Origin of the sequence: Coprococcus sp. OM06-34AC, assembly GCF_003462545.1 — a bacterium.
Classification (GTDB): domain Bacteria; phylum Bacillota; class Clostridia; order Lachnospirales; family Lachnospiraceae; genus Coprococcus; species Coprococcus aceti.
The window spans coordinates 296105-312485 of record NZ_QTZF01000001.1; the positions used below are offsets into that span (position 1 = coordinate 296105).

General features: G+C 39.2%; 20 protein-coding genes. 4 read left to right on the forward strand and 16 right to left on the reverse strand.

The window, feature by feature from the left end; all coding sequences use genetic code 11:
- Positions 1 to 47: 47 nt before the first annotated feature.
- The 5 genes from DXB91_RS01290 to DXB91_RS01310 all read right to left on the reverse strand — a co-directional run bounded on the left by DXB91_RS01290 (position 48) and on the right by DXB91_RS01310 (position 2888).
- Positions 48 to 740 (reverse strand): hypothetical protein, encoded by a 693-nt coding sequence (locus DXB91_RS01290; RefSeq protein ID WP_004853247.1) that lies wholly within the window; start codon positions 738 to 740, stop codon positions 48 to 50.
- Positions 737 to 1297, reverse strand: a complete 561-nt coding sequence (locus tag DXB91_RS01295) for an RNA polymerase sigma factor (RefSeq protein WP_044998344.1) — start codon at positions 1295 to 1297, stop codon at positions 737 to 739. The genes DXB91_RS01290 and DXB91_RS01295 overlap by 4 nt, the downstream gene beginning before the upstream one ends.
- Positions 1298 to 1482: 185 nt before the next feature.
- Positions 1483 to 1713 (reverse strand): type III toxin-antitoxin system ToxN/AbiQ family toxin, encoded by a 231-nt coding sequence (locus DXB91_RS14710; RefSeq protein WP_015534180.1) that lies wholly within the window; start codon positions 1711 to 1713, stop codon positions 1483 to 1485.
- 261 nt (positions 1714 to 1974) lie between these two features.
- On the reverse strand, positions 1975 to 2430 hold the full coding sequence (locus DXB91_RS01305; protein WP_004853253.1) for a DUF3021 domain-containing protein: 456 nt from the start codon (positions 2428 to 2430) through the stop codon (positions 1975 to 1977).
- An 11-nt stretch (positions 2431 to 2441) separates the two neighbouring features.
- On the reverse strand, positions 2442 to 2888 hold the full coding sequence (locus DXB91_RS01310) for a LytTR family DNA-binding domain-containing protein (protein WP_022216054.1): 447 nt from the start codon (positions 2886 to 2888) through the stop codon (positions 2442 to 2444).
- 534 nt (positions 2889 to 3422) lie between these two features.
- Between DXB91_RS01310 and DXB91_RS01315 the strand changes: the two genes are divergently transcribed.
- The 4 genes from DXB91_RS01315 (at position 3423) to DXB91_RS01330 (ending at position 7455) form a co-directional block, all read left to right on the forward strand.
- Entirely contained in the window at positions 3423 to 4814 is a 1392-nt protein-coding gene (locus DXB91_RS01315; protein WP_118016635.1) for a condensation domain-containing protein, read from the forward strand.
- Between the two features lie 91 nt (positions 4815 to 4905).
- Positions 4906 to 5154 carry an acyl carrier protein gene (locus DXB91_RS01320; RefSeq protein WP_117548796.1) on the forward strand — a complete coding sequence of 83 codons (249 nt, stop codon included), beginning with the start codon at positions 4906 to 4908 and terminating at the stop codon, positions 5152 to 5154.
- A gap of 68 nt (positions 5155 to 5222) precedes the next feature.
- Positions 5223 to 6782 carry an AMP-binding protein gene (locus DXB91_RS01325; RefSeq protein ID WP_118016636.1) on the forward strand — a complete coding sequence of 520 codons (1560 nt, stop codon included), beginning with the start codon at positions 5223 to 5225 and terminating at the stop codon, positions 6780 to 6782.
- A 94-nt stretch (positions 6783 to 6876) separates the two neighbouring features.
- A complete protein-coding gene (locus DXB91_RS01330; RefSeq protein ID WP_044998345.1) occupies positions 6877 to 7455 on the forward strand; it encodes a TetR/AcrR family transcriptional regulator in 579 nt (192 codons plus the stop codon).
- A 184-nt stretch (positions 7456 to 7639) separates the two neighbouring features.
- On the opposite strand, the gene DXB91_RS01335 is transcribed toward DXB91_RS01330, so the two are convergent.
- The 11 genes from DXB91_RS01335 to vanR form a co-directional block, all read right to left on the reverse strand.
- Entirely contained in the window at positions 7640 to 8056 is a 417-nt protein-coding gene (locus tag DXB91_RS01335; RefSeq protein WP_118016637.1) for a PIN domain-containing protein, read from the reverse strand.
- Positions 8046 to 8270 (reverse strand): UDP-N-acetylenolpyruvoylglucosamine reductase, encoded by a 225-nt coding sequence (locus tag DXB91_RS01340; protein WP_118016638.1) that lies wholly within the window; start codon positions 8268 to 8270, stop codon positions 8046 to 8048. The genes DXB91_RS01335 and DXB91_RS01340 overlap by 11 nt, the downstream gene beginning before the upstream one ends.
- Before the next feature lie 287 nt (positions 8271 to 8557).
- Positions 8558 to 9286 (reverse strand): site-specific integrase, encoded by a 729-nt coding sequence (locus DXB91_RS01345; RefSeq protein WP_118016639.1) that lies wholly within the window; start codon positions 9284 to 9286, stop codon positions 8558 to 8560.
- Positions 9287 to 9727: 441 nt separating this feature from the next.
- Positions 9728 to 10126: a winged helix-turn-helix domain-containing protein gene (locus DXB91_RS01350; RefSeq protein ID WP_015514508.1), complete on the reverse strand. Its 399-nt coding sequence runs from the start codon at positions 10124 to 10126 to the stop codon at positions 9728 to 9730.
- A gap of 65 nt (positions 10127 to 10191) precedes the next feature.
- Positions 10192 to 11148, reverse strand: coding sequence for a D-alanyl-D-alanine carboxypeptidase family protein (locus tag DXB91_RS01355; protein ID WP_012744280.1), 957 nt, complete (start codon positions 11146 to 11148; stop codon positions 10192 to 10194).
- A 43-nt stretch (positions 11149 to 11191) separates the two neighbouring features.
- On the reverse strand, positions 11192 to 11695 hold the full coding sequence (locus DXB91_RS01360) for a hypothetical protein (protein ID WP_015514509.1): 504 nt from the start codon (positions 11693 to 11695) through the stop codon (positions 11192 to 11194).
- 27 nt (positions 11696 to 11722) lie between these two features.
- The gene (locus tag DXB91_RS01365) at positions 11723 to 12907 is read right to left on the reverse strand and encodes an ABC transporter permease (protein WP_117456454.1); all 1185 of its coding nucleotides are present in this window, start codon (positions 12905 to 12907) and stop codon (positions 11723 to 11725) included.
- Entirely contained in the window at positions 12897 to 13610 is a 714-nt protein-coding gene (locus DXB91_RS01370; protein ID WP_004853372.1) for an ABC transporter ATP-binding protein, read from the reverse strand. The genes DXB91_RS01365 and DXB91_RS01370 overlap by 11 nt, the downstream gene beginning before the upstream one ends.
- A gap of 4 nt (positions 13611 to 13614) precedes the next feature.
- On the reverse strand, positions 13615 to 14469 hold the full coding sequence (locus tag DXB91_RS01375) for a hypothetical protein (protein ID WP_226841040.1): 855 nt from the start codon (positions 14467 to 14469) through the stop codon (positions 13615 to 13617).
- 137 nt (positions 14470 to 14606) lie between these two features.
- The gene (locus DXB91_RS01380; protein ID WP_008703821.1) at positions 14607 to 15692 is read right to left on the reverse strand and encodes a sensor histidine kinase; all 1086 of its coding nucleotides are present in this window, start codon (positions 15690 to 15692) and stop codon (positions 14607 to 14609) included.
- Positions 15679 to 16380 carry a VanR-ABDEGLN family response regulator transcription factor gene (gene vanR, locus DXB91_RS01385; RefSeq protein ID WP_004853366.1) on the reverse strand — a complete coding sequence of 234 codons (702 nt, stop codon included), beginning with the start codon at positions 16378 to 16380 and terminating at the stop codon, positions 15679 to 15681. Before vanR ends, DXB91_RS01380 begins: the two co-directional genes overlap by 14 nt.
- Position 16381 lies beyond the last annotated feature (1 nt).

Genomic DNA, 16381 nt, shown 5'->3' on the forward strand with positions numbered 1-16381 from the left:
TATTCGTTACAGGGGGACACTCTTGGTGACAGAAGGAACGTCCCTGATTATTCTTGGATTTGACTCAAATCAAATGCACCGTTCTCAATCAACTTCAAAATTGTGTCTACCAAGTTGTTTTTTACAGTTTCACTTTCATTTTCAACGCCAGAATACTCTACATAAATAGTGTTCTCTCCCATATCAAAGGTTGCATAATATATTACGGTTTTGATACCTTGACTATTTGACTTTGTTACGAAATATCCTGCATTGATATCAACGCCGTCTACACTTGAAGTGATTGTATTTCCATCAATGATAGTATCTAATAGATTTACACCCTGTTTAGATACTACCATTCTTGTATCACCAATTTTTCCCTCAAGACCCAGAATATTATGATTGTCAGCATCAAAGTAAGCATCTGCGGTAACAGGCAAGTCTGCAAAAAGCATTTCAATCTCAGCATCGCTCAAGGGCCTTGTTGTTACATTTAAGTTAATTGAAGATTGTGATAAGTCATTTTTAACAAAAGTAATTGTTTCTCCACCATCCAGCGTGGCAATATCGTTTTTTGTACCAAACAGATTGCTTTGAAAAACTCCCACTCCAATCACAGCAACGAGTACGAAGCAAGCAGCAACAGACACCCATTTTTGCCGATTAGTTATTTTACTTGTTTTTTTCATAGGTTCAGCCTCCTTAATATACTGATTATCGACATTTCCCAATGCCCTTAAAAGTTTCTTTTCTTTCATACAGAGATACCTTCTTTCTCTAACAATTTTTTAAGTTCGTTCCTTGAACGAAATAATGACATCTTGATTTTGCTCTCGCTCATATCATATTCCGTTGCAATTTCTTTAATGGGCGATAAGTACCAATATCTTCTCATAAAGATTTTTCGCTGTTCTAATGACAGGGAAGAAAGAAAGCGGTTGAGAATATCCGTTAGAGCAATTTCTTCAACAATGTTTTCTGTACTATCCAACGATGGTATGCACTCTTGTATTTCATCAAGAATCAATGGCATTTGCCCGCCATTACGTTTCTTTGCATTGAGCAGTTCGTACCTGTCCAAAGATAAGTTGCGAGTAATCTTCCCTAAAAAAGTTTTTAGGACAGATGGACGGTTAGGCGGTATGCTGTTCCAAGCTCTTAAATAAGTATCATTTACACATTCCTCGCTGTCTTCGTCATTGTGAAGAATATTAAAGGCTATGTATCTGCAATACTTTCCGTATTTTTTTGAAGTTTCGGATATAGCAGCTTCGGAGCGCTCCCAATATAAATCTAATATCTGCTTATCATCCATAGGCTTCTCCTCCTCCTTTGTATTAAGGCCTTTCACTCTAATAGACGGGGAAAATGTGTCAAGCGTCACTTAAATTCAAAAGATATTTATTCAAAGATTAGCTTTCATTTTTTGAAAGAATATAATAAAACAGCAAAAGACATACACCAACAAGTCTCTTAATATTCAATGCGGAAAATTACAATTCATACAATCTTTTTGAAATCAATTTTATCCCTCATTTTTTCATGCTTTTCCTTTGGCTTAGATAAGGGAACACAATACTTATGTTCATTACAAATAACAAGCACTCCAAGAAAAGGTCGCTCGTCCTTACCAATCTGAGGAGATACCGATAAAACTCTGTCATCTATATTATGTAAGTTTCTGATGTATTTCATATCAATACGATATACTTCTAATGGTGCTTGAATCATTCATTTCTTCTTTAAAATATTTCAAGGACTATGTTTCCATAGTCCTTGAATGTAGTGTCACCGTAGCGACCCTAACGCTTTTTGAACGTCCACTTATCGGCAGGACCCTCCTTCAATATTATTGAACCAAATGCCATTCTTTTGTCAATGAATTTCTAAAAATTCATAATCTTTTTATATTTAGCACAAATCATTTTTCAGCCTCGTAGAGCGAAATACACCCACCGCACAAATCTTCGATTTGTACTCTGTGTATTTCGACTAATTATTCTTTTGAATGCCTTCTTTTATCTTATAAATACGTATCTTCCAAATCAAATATTGTACTATCCAAACTACAACAAATATTGCAACAAAAATAGCAAAATAGCTTAATACACCTTTAACAGAATGCTCCATCCATTCGCAAATATATGCAACTGTCATCATAAGTACAGATACAATTCCAAAATAAATGCTTGTTTGTTTTAATAAACTCCACTTATCTATTTCCCAGATAACAGATGCTCCTGCAAATCCTGCTCCAAGAACGGCACTTAAAACAGTCTGTATGATAATCGCTGTTACCTCATTGCCAAATCGTTCAATCAAACTCGGAACACATGAATAGTAACTACCATCACCGATTGCAAGTGAAATTCCAATTGTAATCAAATAACTAATTACAATTCCACCCAATAATCCAACAAATATTCTAGAAAATAATTCTTTTTTCATTTTTAGTCACCTCATAATCCTAATACTTTTTTGATCTTTGAAACATATCTTCTGGAAACATAACTTACAGTCCCATTCGATAATTCCATACAAATTGTTCCTACAAAGCTTAAATCAAGGCTTTTAACCTTCTTAAGATTCACAATTTCTGAATTTGATATCCTTACAAACTTACTGTTATCCAATCTTTCTTCCGCTTCATATAGTCTCAATCTAATTTGATACGTACCATTGTCAGTTTGGGTAAAAACCTTACTGTCTTCTGCATAAATCTTTACTATGTGATCCGGATCTAATAGTGCGACCTTATCCTCTCTGATACCGGAAATAATTGTTGGAGCATCATCTAATCTGCTTACAAAATCAACAACTCTGTTAACTTCTTCCGTCATCTGTGCTGTTGTAATCATAATTTCAGGTTCTTTAGCTTCCGCATCGATATTAATATTCAGTTTCATGATCTTCCTCCTTTCTTGCTTTATAGTATATCTGAATTAGGATTATTATCTATACTTTATCAATAGGTGGTCATTTTTTCTACCTAACTGGTCAAAAACAATGTTTTCTCAGTTGATTCTTTCCCTTGTTTTTTCCCTTATGAGGGTTCATAAACAAGGGTAAAACGATATAACACAATACAAGATGTGACGGGGAGGACACCCACGAAAATTTTAGTATTTTCAAGGGTTTGCCGAGATTTCTATAACCAAATATAACAGTTATTAAATCCCTTAAAATACCTCAAGTGAGACTTCAAATTTATCGCTCTGATTTTTAATACATGTAGGGACGTTCCTTCTGTCACCAAGAGTGTCCCCCTGTCTTATTCGTTACAGGGGGACACTCTTGGTGACAGAAGGAACGTCCCCGATTTCCCCGATTTCCGGTCAATTTCATCTAAAGTGTCCATTAGCGGATCCGGCATATTGAATCCTCATCTTTCTTATGATAACTTTTCCCACAGCGTATCAGAACATCAGGAGGAGTAAATTATGCCAAGAAAATATTATCCATTAACACCTTCACAAAAGATACATTTCAAACCAATTATTGAATTTGGCACTCAGCAAGTAGCAAATATAAGCATTTGTATGACTCTGCAGGCGCCGCTTGATTTTGGTCTGCTGAAAAAATGCATACAACTGGAATACGAGAGATACGAATGCCTGCGAATCCGTTTTACAAAAGTTGACCCAAATGGAGAGGTACGGCAATATGTTGTTTCTCACGATGACAGAGATATTGATTACGAAAACCTTTCATGGCTTTCCGGTGATGACGCTTATCACCGCATGGAAGAATGGTCCAGAATTCCGTTTGACGGGGACAATGTTCCAATGAATGTGATAAAAATGATCTCACTTCCGGGTGGCTACAATGGGCTGTACATCAAGATCGATCACAGACTCATGGATTCATGTGGAGCTATCGTCATGGTGAATGACATCATGGAACTGTACTGTCATTACAAATTTGGCACGCCTTATCCCGAGGACATGGCAAGTTTCACTGACATGGTCGAACGTGATCTTAAAAAAAGCACAGACGAGAAACGTGTCTCAAAAGACCGCATGTACTGGCAAAATGTGCTGGAGGAAAATGGAGAACCTATTTACTCCGATATACAGGGACAACGGATACTTCAGGAAAGCAGACGCCTTCACAATGACAAGTCACTCCGCGCTGCAGATCAGGAGATTAACAACCTGTCTGTCGCTACAAAGAACTATCACCTGGATGCTGAGCCAACTCAGAATCTTCTAGATTTTTGTATGAACAATCACATATCCATGACCAACCTCATTCTCATGGGAATACGAACTTATCTCTCCAAGGCAAATGGCGGACAAACTGACATCTCCATAAGGAATTATGTTTCAAGACGTTCCACCCATGCTGAGTGGGTATCAGGTGGCTCTCGCGCAATGGCATACCCTTGCAGAACCATCATTGATCCGGACACAGAGTTTCTGGATGCAGTTTTCATGATTCAGGATGTTCAGAATCATGTATACCGACACTGCAATTATGACCCGGAACTTTTGTCTGACCAGATGAAAGAAATGTTCCACACTCCTCCACACACTACTTATGAGAGCGTGGGGCTTACTTACCAGCCTCTTCCTATCAGGCTTAAAAATCCGCATCTCGAAGACATTTCCGTAAGGAGCATGTGGATTCCAAATGGTACATCAAAACAAAAGATCTATCTCACCGTCATGCACAGTGCAAATGATCTGGGTTTGAATTTCTATTTCAGATACCAGACCGCAAGTCTCTCCGAACAGGACATCGAACTGTTCTACTACTACCTTATGAAGATAATCTTCAAAGGCATTGCCGAGCCAGAAATGACCGTGGGCGAAATCATCGAATGCATCTAACTATTTTTTTGGGATGGAGGTTCCTGCCCCCCCTTCGTGGGGACGGAGGTGCCTGACCCCATTTGATTAATTCAAGAAGGAGATTTTTAATATGAATAACAATATAACATTTTTAAACATTGTTGCCGAATACTGCAATATACCAGCTGATGAGATCACTAATGATATGCGATTCATAGAAGATTTGGGCTTTAGCTCCCTTGATTTCATGACTTTTCTCGGCGACCTTGAAGATACATTTGACGTGGAAATCGATGAAGATGAGATCATCAATATTCACACTATAGAAGACGCCATCAAGTACCTTGACAACCTGACAAGCTCTTCTGCATCGGTTTAACATTAAAAATCTGGGACGATGGAGTATGTCCCATTTTGCCTCACATAAAAGAAATGGAGATATGATATATGGAAGAAAATATTCTGGAAATTGTTGAAAAAAGCTGTCGGGTATATAGAGATGTAATAGCTGTTAAATATCTGTCTCACAGAGAGATTGTTGAAAAGAGCTACGGAGATATGTGGGATGACATTCGCAAAACTGCTGTCATTTTGCGAAATAATGGACTCTGCGGAACACATATTGCACTGGTGGGAAGCAGCTCTTATGAATGGATCTGCGCCTACATGGCTATACTTTTCACGGGAAATACTGCTGTACCGCTGGATGCAAACTTGTCTGCTCCGGAATTACATGAACTTCTGAATCGGTCAGGATCAATTGCATTATTCTGCGGAGCATCCAGAAAGGATGTGATAACAGAACTGACAGACGATTGTCCCGAAATGAATATTGTATTCACCATGGAAAAGAAAGTCGATATAGAGCATCTGGAGGGTGCAGATTCAAATCCACAATTAGCAATTTTGTCATTTGAACAGCTCCGCAGCGAAATTACCATACCGGATGACTTTGCATTTGCCGATCAGGATAAAGATAAAATGTGTACGCTTATGTATACCTCTGGAACAACAGGTAAAAGCAAAGGCGTCATGCTGTCTCAATTCAATCTCGCACAAAATGTTGAAAATGTATTTGTAAATCTGGAACCTGGTGTAACTATTCTGAGCGTTCTTCCTATACATCACGCCTTCTGCCTGACAATGGAATGGATGAAGGGCATTTCACTGGGCGCCACTATCTGCATCAATGACTCGTTGCTCCACATGCTGAAAAACATGAAACGGTTCCAGCCCGTTGGCATGCTGATGGTTCCTCTCATGGTAGAAACCATTTACAAAAAACTCAAAGATGTCAACCCTCTCCTTCCTAAAAAGCTGGTTGCAAAGGAAGCATTTGGCGGTAAACTGGAATATATATTCTGCGGAGGGGCATATCTGGATCCTGTGTATGTTACCGAATTCAAAAAATACGGAATAGACATACTCCAGGGATACGGCATGACTGAATGCTCCCCTGTAATTTGCTCCAACAATCACAGATACAACAGACCCGGATCCGTTGGCAAACTCCTGGACAACTGTGCTGTTCGTTTTGTCGATGAGGAAATTCAGGTAAAAGGCACAAGCGTCATGTCCGGATACTACGACATGCCAAACGAGACCGCAGAAGCTTTTCAAGACGGCTGGCTCTGCACCGGAGATCTTGGTTATCTCGACTCCGATGGTTTCATGTATATAACCGGAAGGAAAAAGAACCTCATCATTCTGGCAAATGGTGAAAACATATCCCCTGAGGAACTGGAAGGAAAGCTTTCTATAGAGCCCCTTATTTCAGAAATAGTCATTACCGGCGACGGCAACCATCTCACTGCTCACATATATCCAGATCAGGATTTTGTAGATAAGAAACATATGGATGCAGACAGAACTTCTGAAAAATTGCAAAAAATTATTGATACTTTTAACAAAAACCAGCCAACATACAAAAGGATCTCTGCACTGGATATAAGAAAAGAGCCGTTTGAAAAGAGTTCGACAAAAAAGATCAAAAGAAATCTCGTATAACAATAGACTCACACGCATTATTGTTGTAACATTGCTGTATTAGATAGTGACAAAACTGCAGCACCAAGCCAGGCAGCAGATAAAGGAGACAGCCATGATCAACTCAACCGATCCCCGATATGATAGAACTGAAAGTGACCTTCTAGATGCATTCAAGATACTTGCAGGTCAAAAGGCTCTGAACAAAATAAGCGTGTCCGAGATAACCAAACTCACAGGTGTGACCAGAAGCACATTTTACAACCACTACGAAGACATGCCTGCTTTCATCAATGCCATGGAAGACCGCATCGTCGATGAAATATTTCAGATCATGAATAGCTTCAAACCAGAAGGCAATCTTGAGATCTGCCACCAGTTCTTCAGGTCTCTATGCGAATACATGAAAGCAAATAAATTTCTCATGATCATCATTGCCACACCTGAGGCTTATGATTTCGTGGAAAAGGCACTGACAATGTTCCATAGATACGTGCGATTAATTCTGGAAAAATCCAGCAAGACCGGCCTGGCCCAGGAGAAATACTCATACGCCGTAGCATACGCAATAGGCGGCGTGGTTGGTATCCTGCACAAGTTTGCGGTGGATAACTGTCAGGAAAGCAGCGACAAGGTGTCTGCTTTCCTGACAGAAGCATTTCTGGATGGTATGAGACCGTATTTGGGGGTGTAGGTCTCCTATGCTACTCCCACTTATAAGGTGTGAGCTGATAAACGTAATAAGAAATACTATTTGTATTTTACTATGCCCCACAAATGGCTATTTTACAGGATTCTCTATATTCTTATCGTCATTTTTCGAAATAAAACCACCATAAAATCTCCATTTTTTCTTTTGAAAATATTTCCTTATACTACTAACACATTTTCAAGAATTCTCCAGGTTCTATTGCCTTCACTTCCGAGGCCGAATAATCAGACACATTTCTTGTTACGATGTACTCAGCACCAAAGCTCTTTGCACATTCCATCTGCAGGCAATCCTCAAAATCAGAAAAATCTTCGTTTTCAAGACCTGACAATAGTTTCGTTTTATCTATCCCCTCTACATCAAACAACGTACATATACTTGATAATATGTCCCGCCTCTCCTTTATTGTGTAATTTTTTCTTAAAATGAAAAACATATTGGGAATTGAATGTGCCGCAATGCATGCCCTGGCCTTCCCATTTGTGCATAATTCAACAATTGTCCTCGCATCATCTGCAAATGGTTCACGTTCAAGGAGATAATCAAGCAATATATTTGTATCAATCAAAATTCTACTTACCATATTTCTCGTCCCTATAAGAAGCTAATTCTGCTGCATCATCAACAACAGTCCCCTTTTTTCGTAACTGCTCAAGTCTTGCAAACGCTTCTTTCCTTTCATCATTAGAATTATCGTATAATCCATTAACTCCCTGCATAATCTGGATTACAAAAATCAACTTGTCTTCTGGTATTTTCTCCAACTCCATCATTGCGCTCTGTCTTAATGCTGTCATAGGTCATACCTCCTTCAATTTTATATTAATACGCTTACAGCATTACATATAAATCAACCATCATAAGTATATTATGTAATAACTGCTAAGCCATCATAGTCTGCATATATTCCGCTTATATTTCTATTATATTTTATGATCTTATCCATTTCAAGTAACCACATATTTTTTACAAACATTATCACACCTTTTATACTTTCTATCAATATCCGACCTATTACCGACACAAACCACACAAAAAAAATAAGCTGACATATATTATAATATATCAACTTATTTTTAAATTATTATACAACCTTAGGATCACCCTTAAACTCTATTATATCAGCAGTCTCCATCATCTTTTCTAAGTATATCTTCTCGGCTATATTATCCCCATCTTCTTCTATTGAATCATATAGACTCGATATCTTATCCATCTCGCTAACCAAATATTTAGGCATAACTGCTGTATATAGATCCATGGTCATCTGGAGAGTAGCATGTCCAAGATAAGCTTGAACTGTCTTTGGCTGTATACCGGCCTCAAAACACCGAGTAGCAAATGTATGTCTAAAACAATGCGCAGAAAACAGCTCCATTTCAGTCAATGTATCACGCATAAGATTAATCTCGTTTACTATTTTCTTAATAGCGTCACATACAATCTGAGAATTTAAAGGAGTATTGAATTTAGTAGTAAACAAAAAATCCTTGAATTCTTTCTTCACCTTTTTGCTCTTAGGGGCCTTATCAGAGACCACTATCTTTTGCACGTATTGTCTTTTCAACGCCAGTTCACATTGCCTATTGATCGGTATTATTCTTTTACTGGCAGCCGTCTTAGGGTCCTCTATATGGAATTCTTTCTTTGAATCAGAATCATATTGCTGATACACTAAAGTCCGGTTTATAGATATTACTTTTTTATTCATGTCAATATCAGACCACTTCAGTCCAGCAACTCTTCCCAATAAATTTATATGAGGCTTCTGGCATAATGGTGGAAGCCTAACACCATAAATTAACAACACCATATTGAAAAAACACTTGTGTCCTTTAATGTATTAACTGCGAAGAAAAACACAAAAGGAGTATTCACAAGTGGCTTCAGTTAATACATTATGCAAAAGTGTCCTTAATGTCAAGAACACAGTTATAAAAAATTGTAATCTTTACTCTGATAAGAATGGAGTTAAACATATTCGTATCCAAGCAAGACCTAATAAATGGCACGAGAACGACTGCCCATTCTGCCATAAATCATGCCCTGTTTATGATAAACATTCCAGTAGTATAATGCCGAGATATTACGAAGATAACTCGTAGAAAATGCAAAGTCCAGTCGCAAGTTTAGACACGATATTGCTCTTAACAGTCGTATAAAATCAACATTTGCAGGGATTTATCAAATTCCGACATACCGTCTTAGAAAATGAATAATCCCTCGCAATTCATTATGAACTACGAGGGACTGCTTACTGACTGTTAAAGCGGTAGCCGATCTCACGAACACTATCTATGGAAAAGTGAGAGTTTGTATCACAAAGTTTTTTACGAAGATTCCGAATGTGAAAGCCTACGGTATCCTTTTCATTGCCTGCTGATATTTCGCCCCACACCTTATCATAAATCTGCTCGTATGTAAGAACACGACCTTTATTGGCTGCGAGCAAGCAGAGTATATCGTACTCTTTGACGGTCAGTTCAATTTCCTGACCGTTATTGATAACTCTGCGCCGGCTCAAATTGATTTCTAAGCCGGAAAGGGATAATGTCGGCTCATATGAAATCTCTAATTTTTCAAAATCAGGGTGCTGTTTTACAAAAGCCAGCATATCGTCAAAGGCTGTTGAGTCTTGTGCTTTGAACTCCATTATTACGATTCGTCCGATATTATCACCCCCCTTGGTTAGTTTTTTTGTCTTGGACAACATAAGATTTATTGCGTGAGATAATACGATTCATCAATCGTTTTCAGAATAAAATTCACATCGTCATAACGAGAGGAATCGGACTGAGAGCCTAAACTGCATATCAAAAACTCTTTTCCGTGCTGCTGATAAAGCACAATCAAGTTATAGTCGTCAGACAGAGAGCCAGTCTTAATTCCGCATACATTTTCGTTGTAATATTCGGATGTCGGATCAAGGAAGGCGTTTGTATTCTGCCATATTTGTGTACTGCCATCAGGCAGTGTTGCCGTATAAGTGTTTTGAGATACAATTTCTCTAAACCACGAGTATTCCAACAACCGATATACTACTTCTTTCAAATCTAAAGTGGTGGTAAGTGCCTCCATATCAAAACCACTCGGATCATATAAAACTGTGTCTAAGTACCCCTGCTGTTGCAAATGCAGGTTTAAGTTCTCCATGAAAATCCTCACACGCTCTTGACAGCTTTCTGCTTGCGGCGAAAGTAATCCTCCACAATAATCAGCAACCACATAAGCTGCGTCATTCCCTGACGGTACTAACATTGCCGCAAATAGATTGTGTAAAAAGTATTCTTTTTCCTTGATTTGAGCAACAGACGAGCCAGGTTTCGTGAGTGAAATAGCACCATAGTCTGCAACAACGATACTATCAAGGTCTGCTAAAGTTGACGCATACTCAATAACAAACAGCTTGGCTAAACTTGCAGGAATTTGTGGCTCGTTCTCGTTTTTTGAAACAAATATTTCATCATCAGAACAATCCACCAAAATCAGCGATTTTGCATTATAAGAGTCAGGAAAATCTTCTTTGTAGAGAAAACCATTTATTTTATTCTTTACCTCTCTGAAATTTTCCGGCTGCATTGCCCACGGCACAAACATTATACCTATGCCGATACAAACTACAAGCAAAAACAAAAATACTCCAAATCGTTTTTTCTTACGGCGTTTTCTCTGCATATATGTGCTCACCTCCCAACACCAAAACTCCTATGTGCCATTTTTAATCGGCATAATTTGCCTGAATACACTCTGTAAATCCAGACGGATCTCCCAACTTAGCTTTATCAATATTATCACGAAGATATTTGCGTGTGGCGTCATCACAGCGATCTGTTCCCATATAAGGCATATCAAAGGCTTTTTCGAGTTCAGCTAAGGCTTTTGCCGCCCTTTCCGAATCCGTATTGTAAGTATCAAGCCATTCCTGCATCCAAGAATATTCCCAAAGGTTAGATGCTCTTGTATCGCCATATCCTATCTGAAAAGACGCTCCCGTATCTTCGCCTTCCAAAGCATCAGGCGGCGTAAAGCCCTCCGGCCAATTCAAACTCTCAATGGTCGTTAGGTATTCTTCTTCAATGGTAGCAAAGTCCGTGAAACCTCTTGTGTTTGTGTCGGAGTCCGAAGAAGTGGAGCAGCCTGCCAGCATAATCACCAGCAAAGAAATCATAACACACAATAACAGTCTGTACGGTCTTTCGGATTTTGAGATTGTTCGTTTCATTTTGTTTCCTCCTTGAATTGAGTTTTATTATCTAAGAGCCAATGCAGGCTCTAATTTTGCTGCTTTCAATGCTGGTAATAATCCGCCCAATAATGCTGTAAGCACAGACACAGCAACTGCAACAACAGCAACGCTGATTGGATAACTCGGTGTTCCCACCGGGGAATCCACAGGGAGCAACGCTCCAATACAATGCACCAAAATCAGCGAAATCAAAATAGCTGCAAAGCAAACGAATATTGATAAAATCAACTGTGAGCCTAAAACCAATGCCACAATATTTGTTCGTGAAGCACCTATCGCTCTGCGGATCAGCAACTCATGTGTGCGCTGTTCCAATGAAGATAGTCCGATATTGATCTGCCCTAATACGGAAACAAACAGCAACAAAAGCGAAGTAACCAAAAGCCCTAATTGCAGTATGGACAATACCGAATCATAGGTATCTCCAATATCACTCCGCCCAGCACTTTCCCAGTAACCGCCAATGGTATCAGTCAAAATGTCGCCAAGGGCAGAATGTATCTGTTCGATTGTCAGTCCTGTTGTGGGATGCCAATACACATTTGCATTTTGTACTTGCCACATTGCTGGTGCGAAATTGAGGATCGCCGCAGAATCCGCATAGATAGTCGGAAAATCCCTGCCATCGTTTACTACTCCGACAATATTGAATGGGGTTAACGAAAGTGTGCTTTTTACATTTCCTGCAGCATAGGGCGAATCATTAAAATAGTTTTTAGCTTCTTTGTTTATGACCACTTCAAGCGATCCGCCCTCACTCGAAGGCTCTAACCATCTACCGGATGTCATTGGAAGATTATAGACTTGACTATATGCCTCCGTGGTGCAAACTAAATCAAAAGCCATCAGGTTTTGGTAAACATCATTCGGCGGTATTGGCGTTAAATCTTTCATTGGTGCAAATCGAATATCTTCTCCCATAGAAAAAGTAACAGCGGCTACATCATCAATGGCTTCAAATCTCTGGAATAATTGTTCCATTTTATTTCTATCGTGAAAATCGGATTCCGTTATCACGAATGAGTAAGTAGGTGACCAGCCATATACCTGTGCGTTTACGGAAATCAAATACTCCCGTCCAAGCGTACCAACTAATACCGATCCAAGCATTGCGATAATGCCTACAAGCATTGAAACACTTGTCAGAATACTTCTAAGTGGAGACAGACGAAGGTCTTTAAGTATCATTTTTAGCACAAGTTATCCTCCCTCCATCCATTTCAAAAATCGTATCACAGGTATCTGCAATATCAGGATCGTGCGTAACCAACAGCAGCATAATTCCATTTTCTTTTACGACGCTGTGCAACAGTTCCATAATCTGCGTTCCCGTCTTTTTATCCAACGCTCCCGTAGGCTCATCACATAAAATGGCTTCCGGAGATACTGCAAGCGCCCTTGCGATTGCAACTCTTTGTTGTTCACCGCCGGACAAATTGATTGGGTAATCATTTTCCTTGCTTTCTAAGCCGACACTTTTTAGCAAGCCTGTAATTATCTCGTGACGCTGTTTGGCGGTAAACGACTTTTTGGCATAGAGTAGGGGTAATTCGATATTTTCCCATACCCGCAAGTGCTTAATCAGAGAGTAGTTCTGAAATACAAATCCGATATTATTGGCTCGCAGTATAGACAGATCACGGTCTTTCAAAGCAGAAATAGATATACCATCATAAAGGTACTCGCCCTCATATTCCCGATTTAACAAGCCAATAATGGATATAAGGCTTGTTTTGCCTGAGCCGGACTTTCCGACAATGGCATAACTGCGCCCTCGTTGCAATTCCATATTAGCGTTGGTTACTGTTGTCAGCATATCGCCATTATTCAATTTGACGCTTGCTTTCAAATCCTTTATTTTGATTAAAGTCTTTTCGGAAATTCCTTTCATTTTATCAAATCCCCCTCGGATCAAGGTTTGGCGGAGTAGCAGAAACTACATCGCCCTCCTCTAAGCCGGACAGTATTTCTATATTGGCTCCGTCTGTCACACCCAATGTCACTTTTGTTTCCACTCTTTCTCCATTCGGAGTAATTACAGTAACCAATCCCGTCCCTTGTCTACCCGCTATTACCGACAGCGGCAATATAAGGACATCATTTCTCGTTGTCGCCGTTATGACTACCGTTGCACTTTGCCCCGATTTCACATCGACTGTTTGACTGATCAAGCATTGCAGAATGCCCTCTTGCGGCACGATTCCCGTAAACGCATTTTCATCTGCGGCAGGCGACACCACGGCAATCATATCGGTTGGTCCTACACCATCATATACTTGAAATTTTGCTTTCAACTCTGCATACTCCGGTAAGGTACTCAAAAAATTATCTGCCTCTACATTGAGGGCAAATCCTGTATAATGCACTATCGCTACGGGATAATTACTCGGTACGCTTTCATTGGATGGGGCAATAGAGGTAATTGTACCATCCACCGGAGATTTCAATTCTTTGCCGTTCACAGTTCCAATAATTTGCCCGGCAGTGATTTTTTCTTCTAATTCTACCGCTGTATTAAATATGCCATTTTCGGGTGAGAAAATAATAAACGGTACTGCCGGAACAATAGTCGTTTGCGTTGAAACGGTTGGAGTAATTGTCCCTCGTACAACTGATACCGTTTTTTCTGCGGATGTTGCGCTATCTGTAAGATTGTTTTCGTCTGTCTGCCCAATTGCAGAGCAGGCAGATAGCGTAAATACAAGAAACAAAATAGAACATAGCAGCATTTGTTTTCTTAGCAACTTCATCATTCCTCCTTATGCTGTATCACAAAAAATACGAGCCTCTATCTTGATACTTTTATTGTACCAAAACAGAAGCCCGTATTTTCTTGATTGCTCGTAAGATATTCCTCTTTTTTTCTATGCAAATTCTTACAATTTTCCTACGCCAACGGCAAAGTAATTGAAAACTTGTTTTGATCCTCTTGGCTCTCTGCAACGATTGTACCATTGTGTAGTTCAACAATCTGCTTTGCAATCGCCAAACCTAATCCAGCTCCTCCACTGCTTGTACTTCTCGCTGCGTCAAGCCGATAAAACTGCTCGAAAATCCTGTTTAACTTTTCTTCCGGCAGAGTATCGCCGTGGTTACAAAAAATAATGCTGACCGTATCTTCCTGACATTGTGCGCTGATCGTGATATCCGTATTTTCAAAACTGTAGATAACCGCATTTCTCAAAAGGTTATCAAAAACACGCTGAATTTTGTCTGCGTCACATCGAAGCATTATATCATCATCAACACAAAGATTACATTGCAAATTCTTTGATTTGAGCATAGGCTTAAATTCATATACAAGTTGCTCCAGCAGGCGAGTTAAATTGATTTTCGTGTATTGTAATGTAATATCGTATATATTGAATCGTGTTATCTCGAAAAACTCGTTAATCAGATCCTCTAACCGTTCTGCCTTACCAAGAGTGATTGAAAGGTACTTTTCTCGAAGTTCCTTTGAGATTTGCGACTCATCACGCAGTAAAGTAAGATACCCGATTACAGAAGAAAGCGGTGTTTTCAAATCGTGTGCAAGATACATAATCAGGTCATTTTTTCGCTGCTCATTTTCTTTTGCAAGCCTTGCATTACTTTCAGCCTCTTGTTTTAACTGATTGATGTTAGCGGCGATTTCACTCAACTCCGGGGACATTTCAATGTAACTGACATTCTGATCGAACATTTTTCCTGTCGCAGCCTGTACCTCGTACACATAGGCGACTACTTTTTTCAAAAGTAGGTATGTCATGTATATAATACAGCCACCCCACACGATTACAGCCACTATATAAAGATATACTGTTCTGTAATACAAGTAATAATACAAAACATACTTGCGGAGAATTTCCTCTGCCATAATTCCTAAAAGAAAAGTACCGCCAAAAATAAGCACAGAGCAAATCGCACATTGAATTACATACCCTTTGAACAAGGTAGAGAGCAGATAGTTTTTTTCTTTTTTATTCAATTTCATACCCTACCCCCCAAACAGTTTTAATGAACTTCGGATTTTTTGAAGGTTCATTCAATTTTTCCCGAAGCCGCCCAATGTGCGCCATTACCGTATTGTTACTGTTGCGAAGATACTTTTCTTTCCACACGGCTTCAAATAATTCCTCCGAGGCGACAACTTTACCCTGATGTTCGCACAGATACCACAGAATAGAAAACTCCAACGGAGTCAAGGCTATTTCTTTGCCATACAAGTAGCACTTGTGGCTGACTCTGTTTATCAGTAGACCTCTGATGTCATACTCGTCTTTTTCTTCGGATTGGCTCAAATTAGGACTGTTATAGCTCTGATAACGCCTTAATTGCGTCTTTACTCTTGCCACAACCTCTAAAGGATTAAACGGTTTCGTTATATAATCATCCGCACCAATCGTAAGCCCCATAATCTTGTCGCTATCCTCAATTTTGGCGGTAAGCATAATAATAGGGAAGTAAAACTTTTCCCGAATTTTTTGGCAAAGTCGAAAACCATCAATATCCGGCAGCATAATATCAAGTATCGCTAAATCAATCTGCGACTGTTTGATACATTTCATCGCCTCTAACCCATTATAACATTTATATACTGAATAACCATCGTTACTCAAATACACTTCAAGCAGATCAACGATTTCTTTTTCGTCATCCACAATTAAAATCTTCTTGTTCATT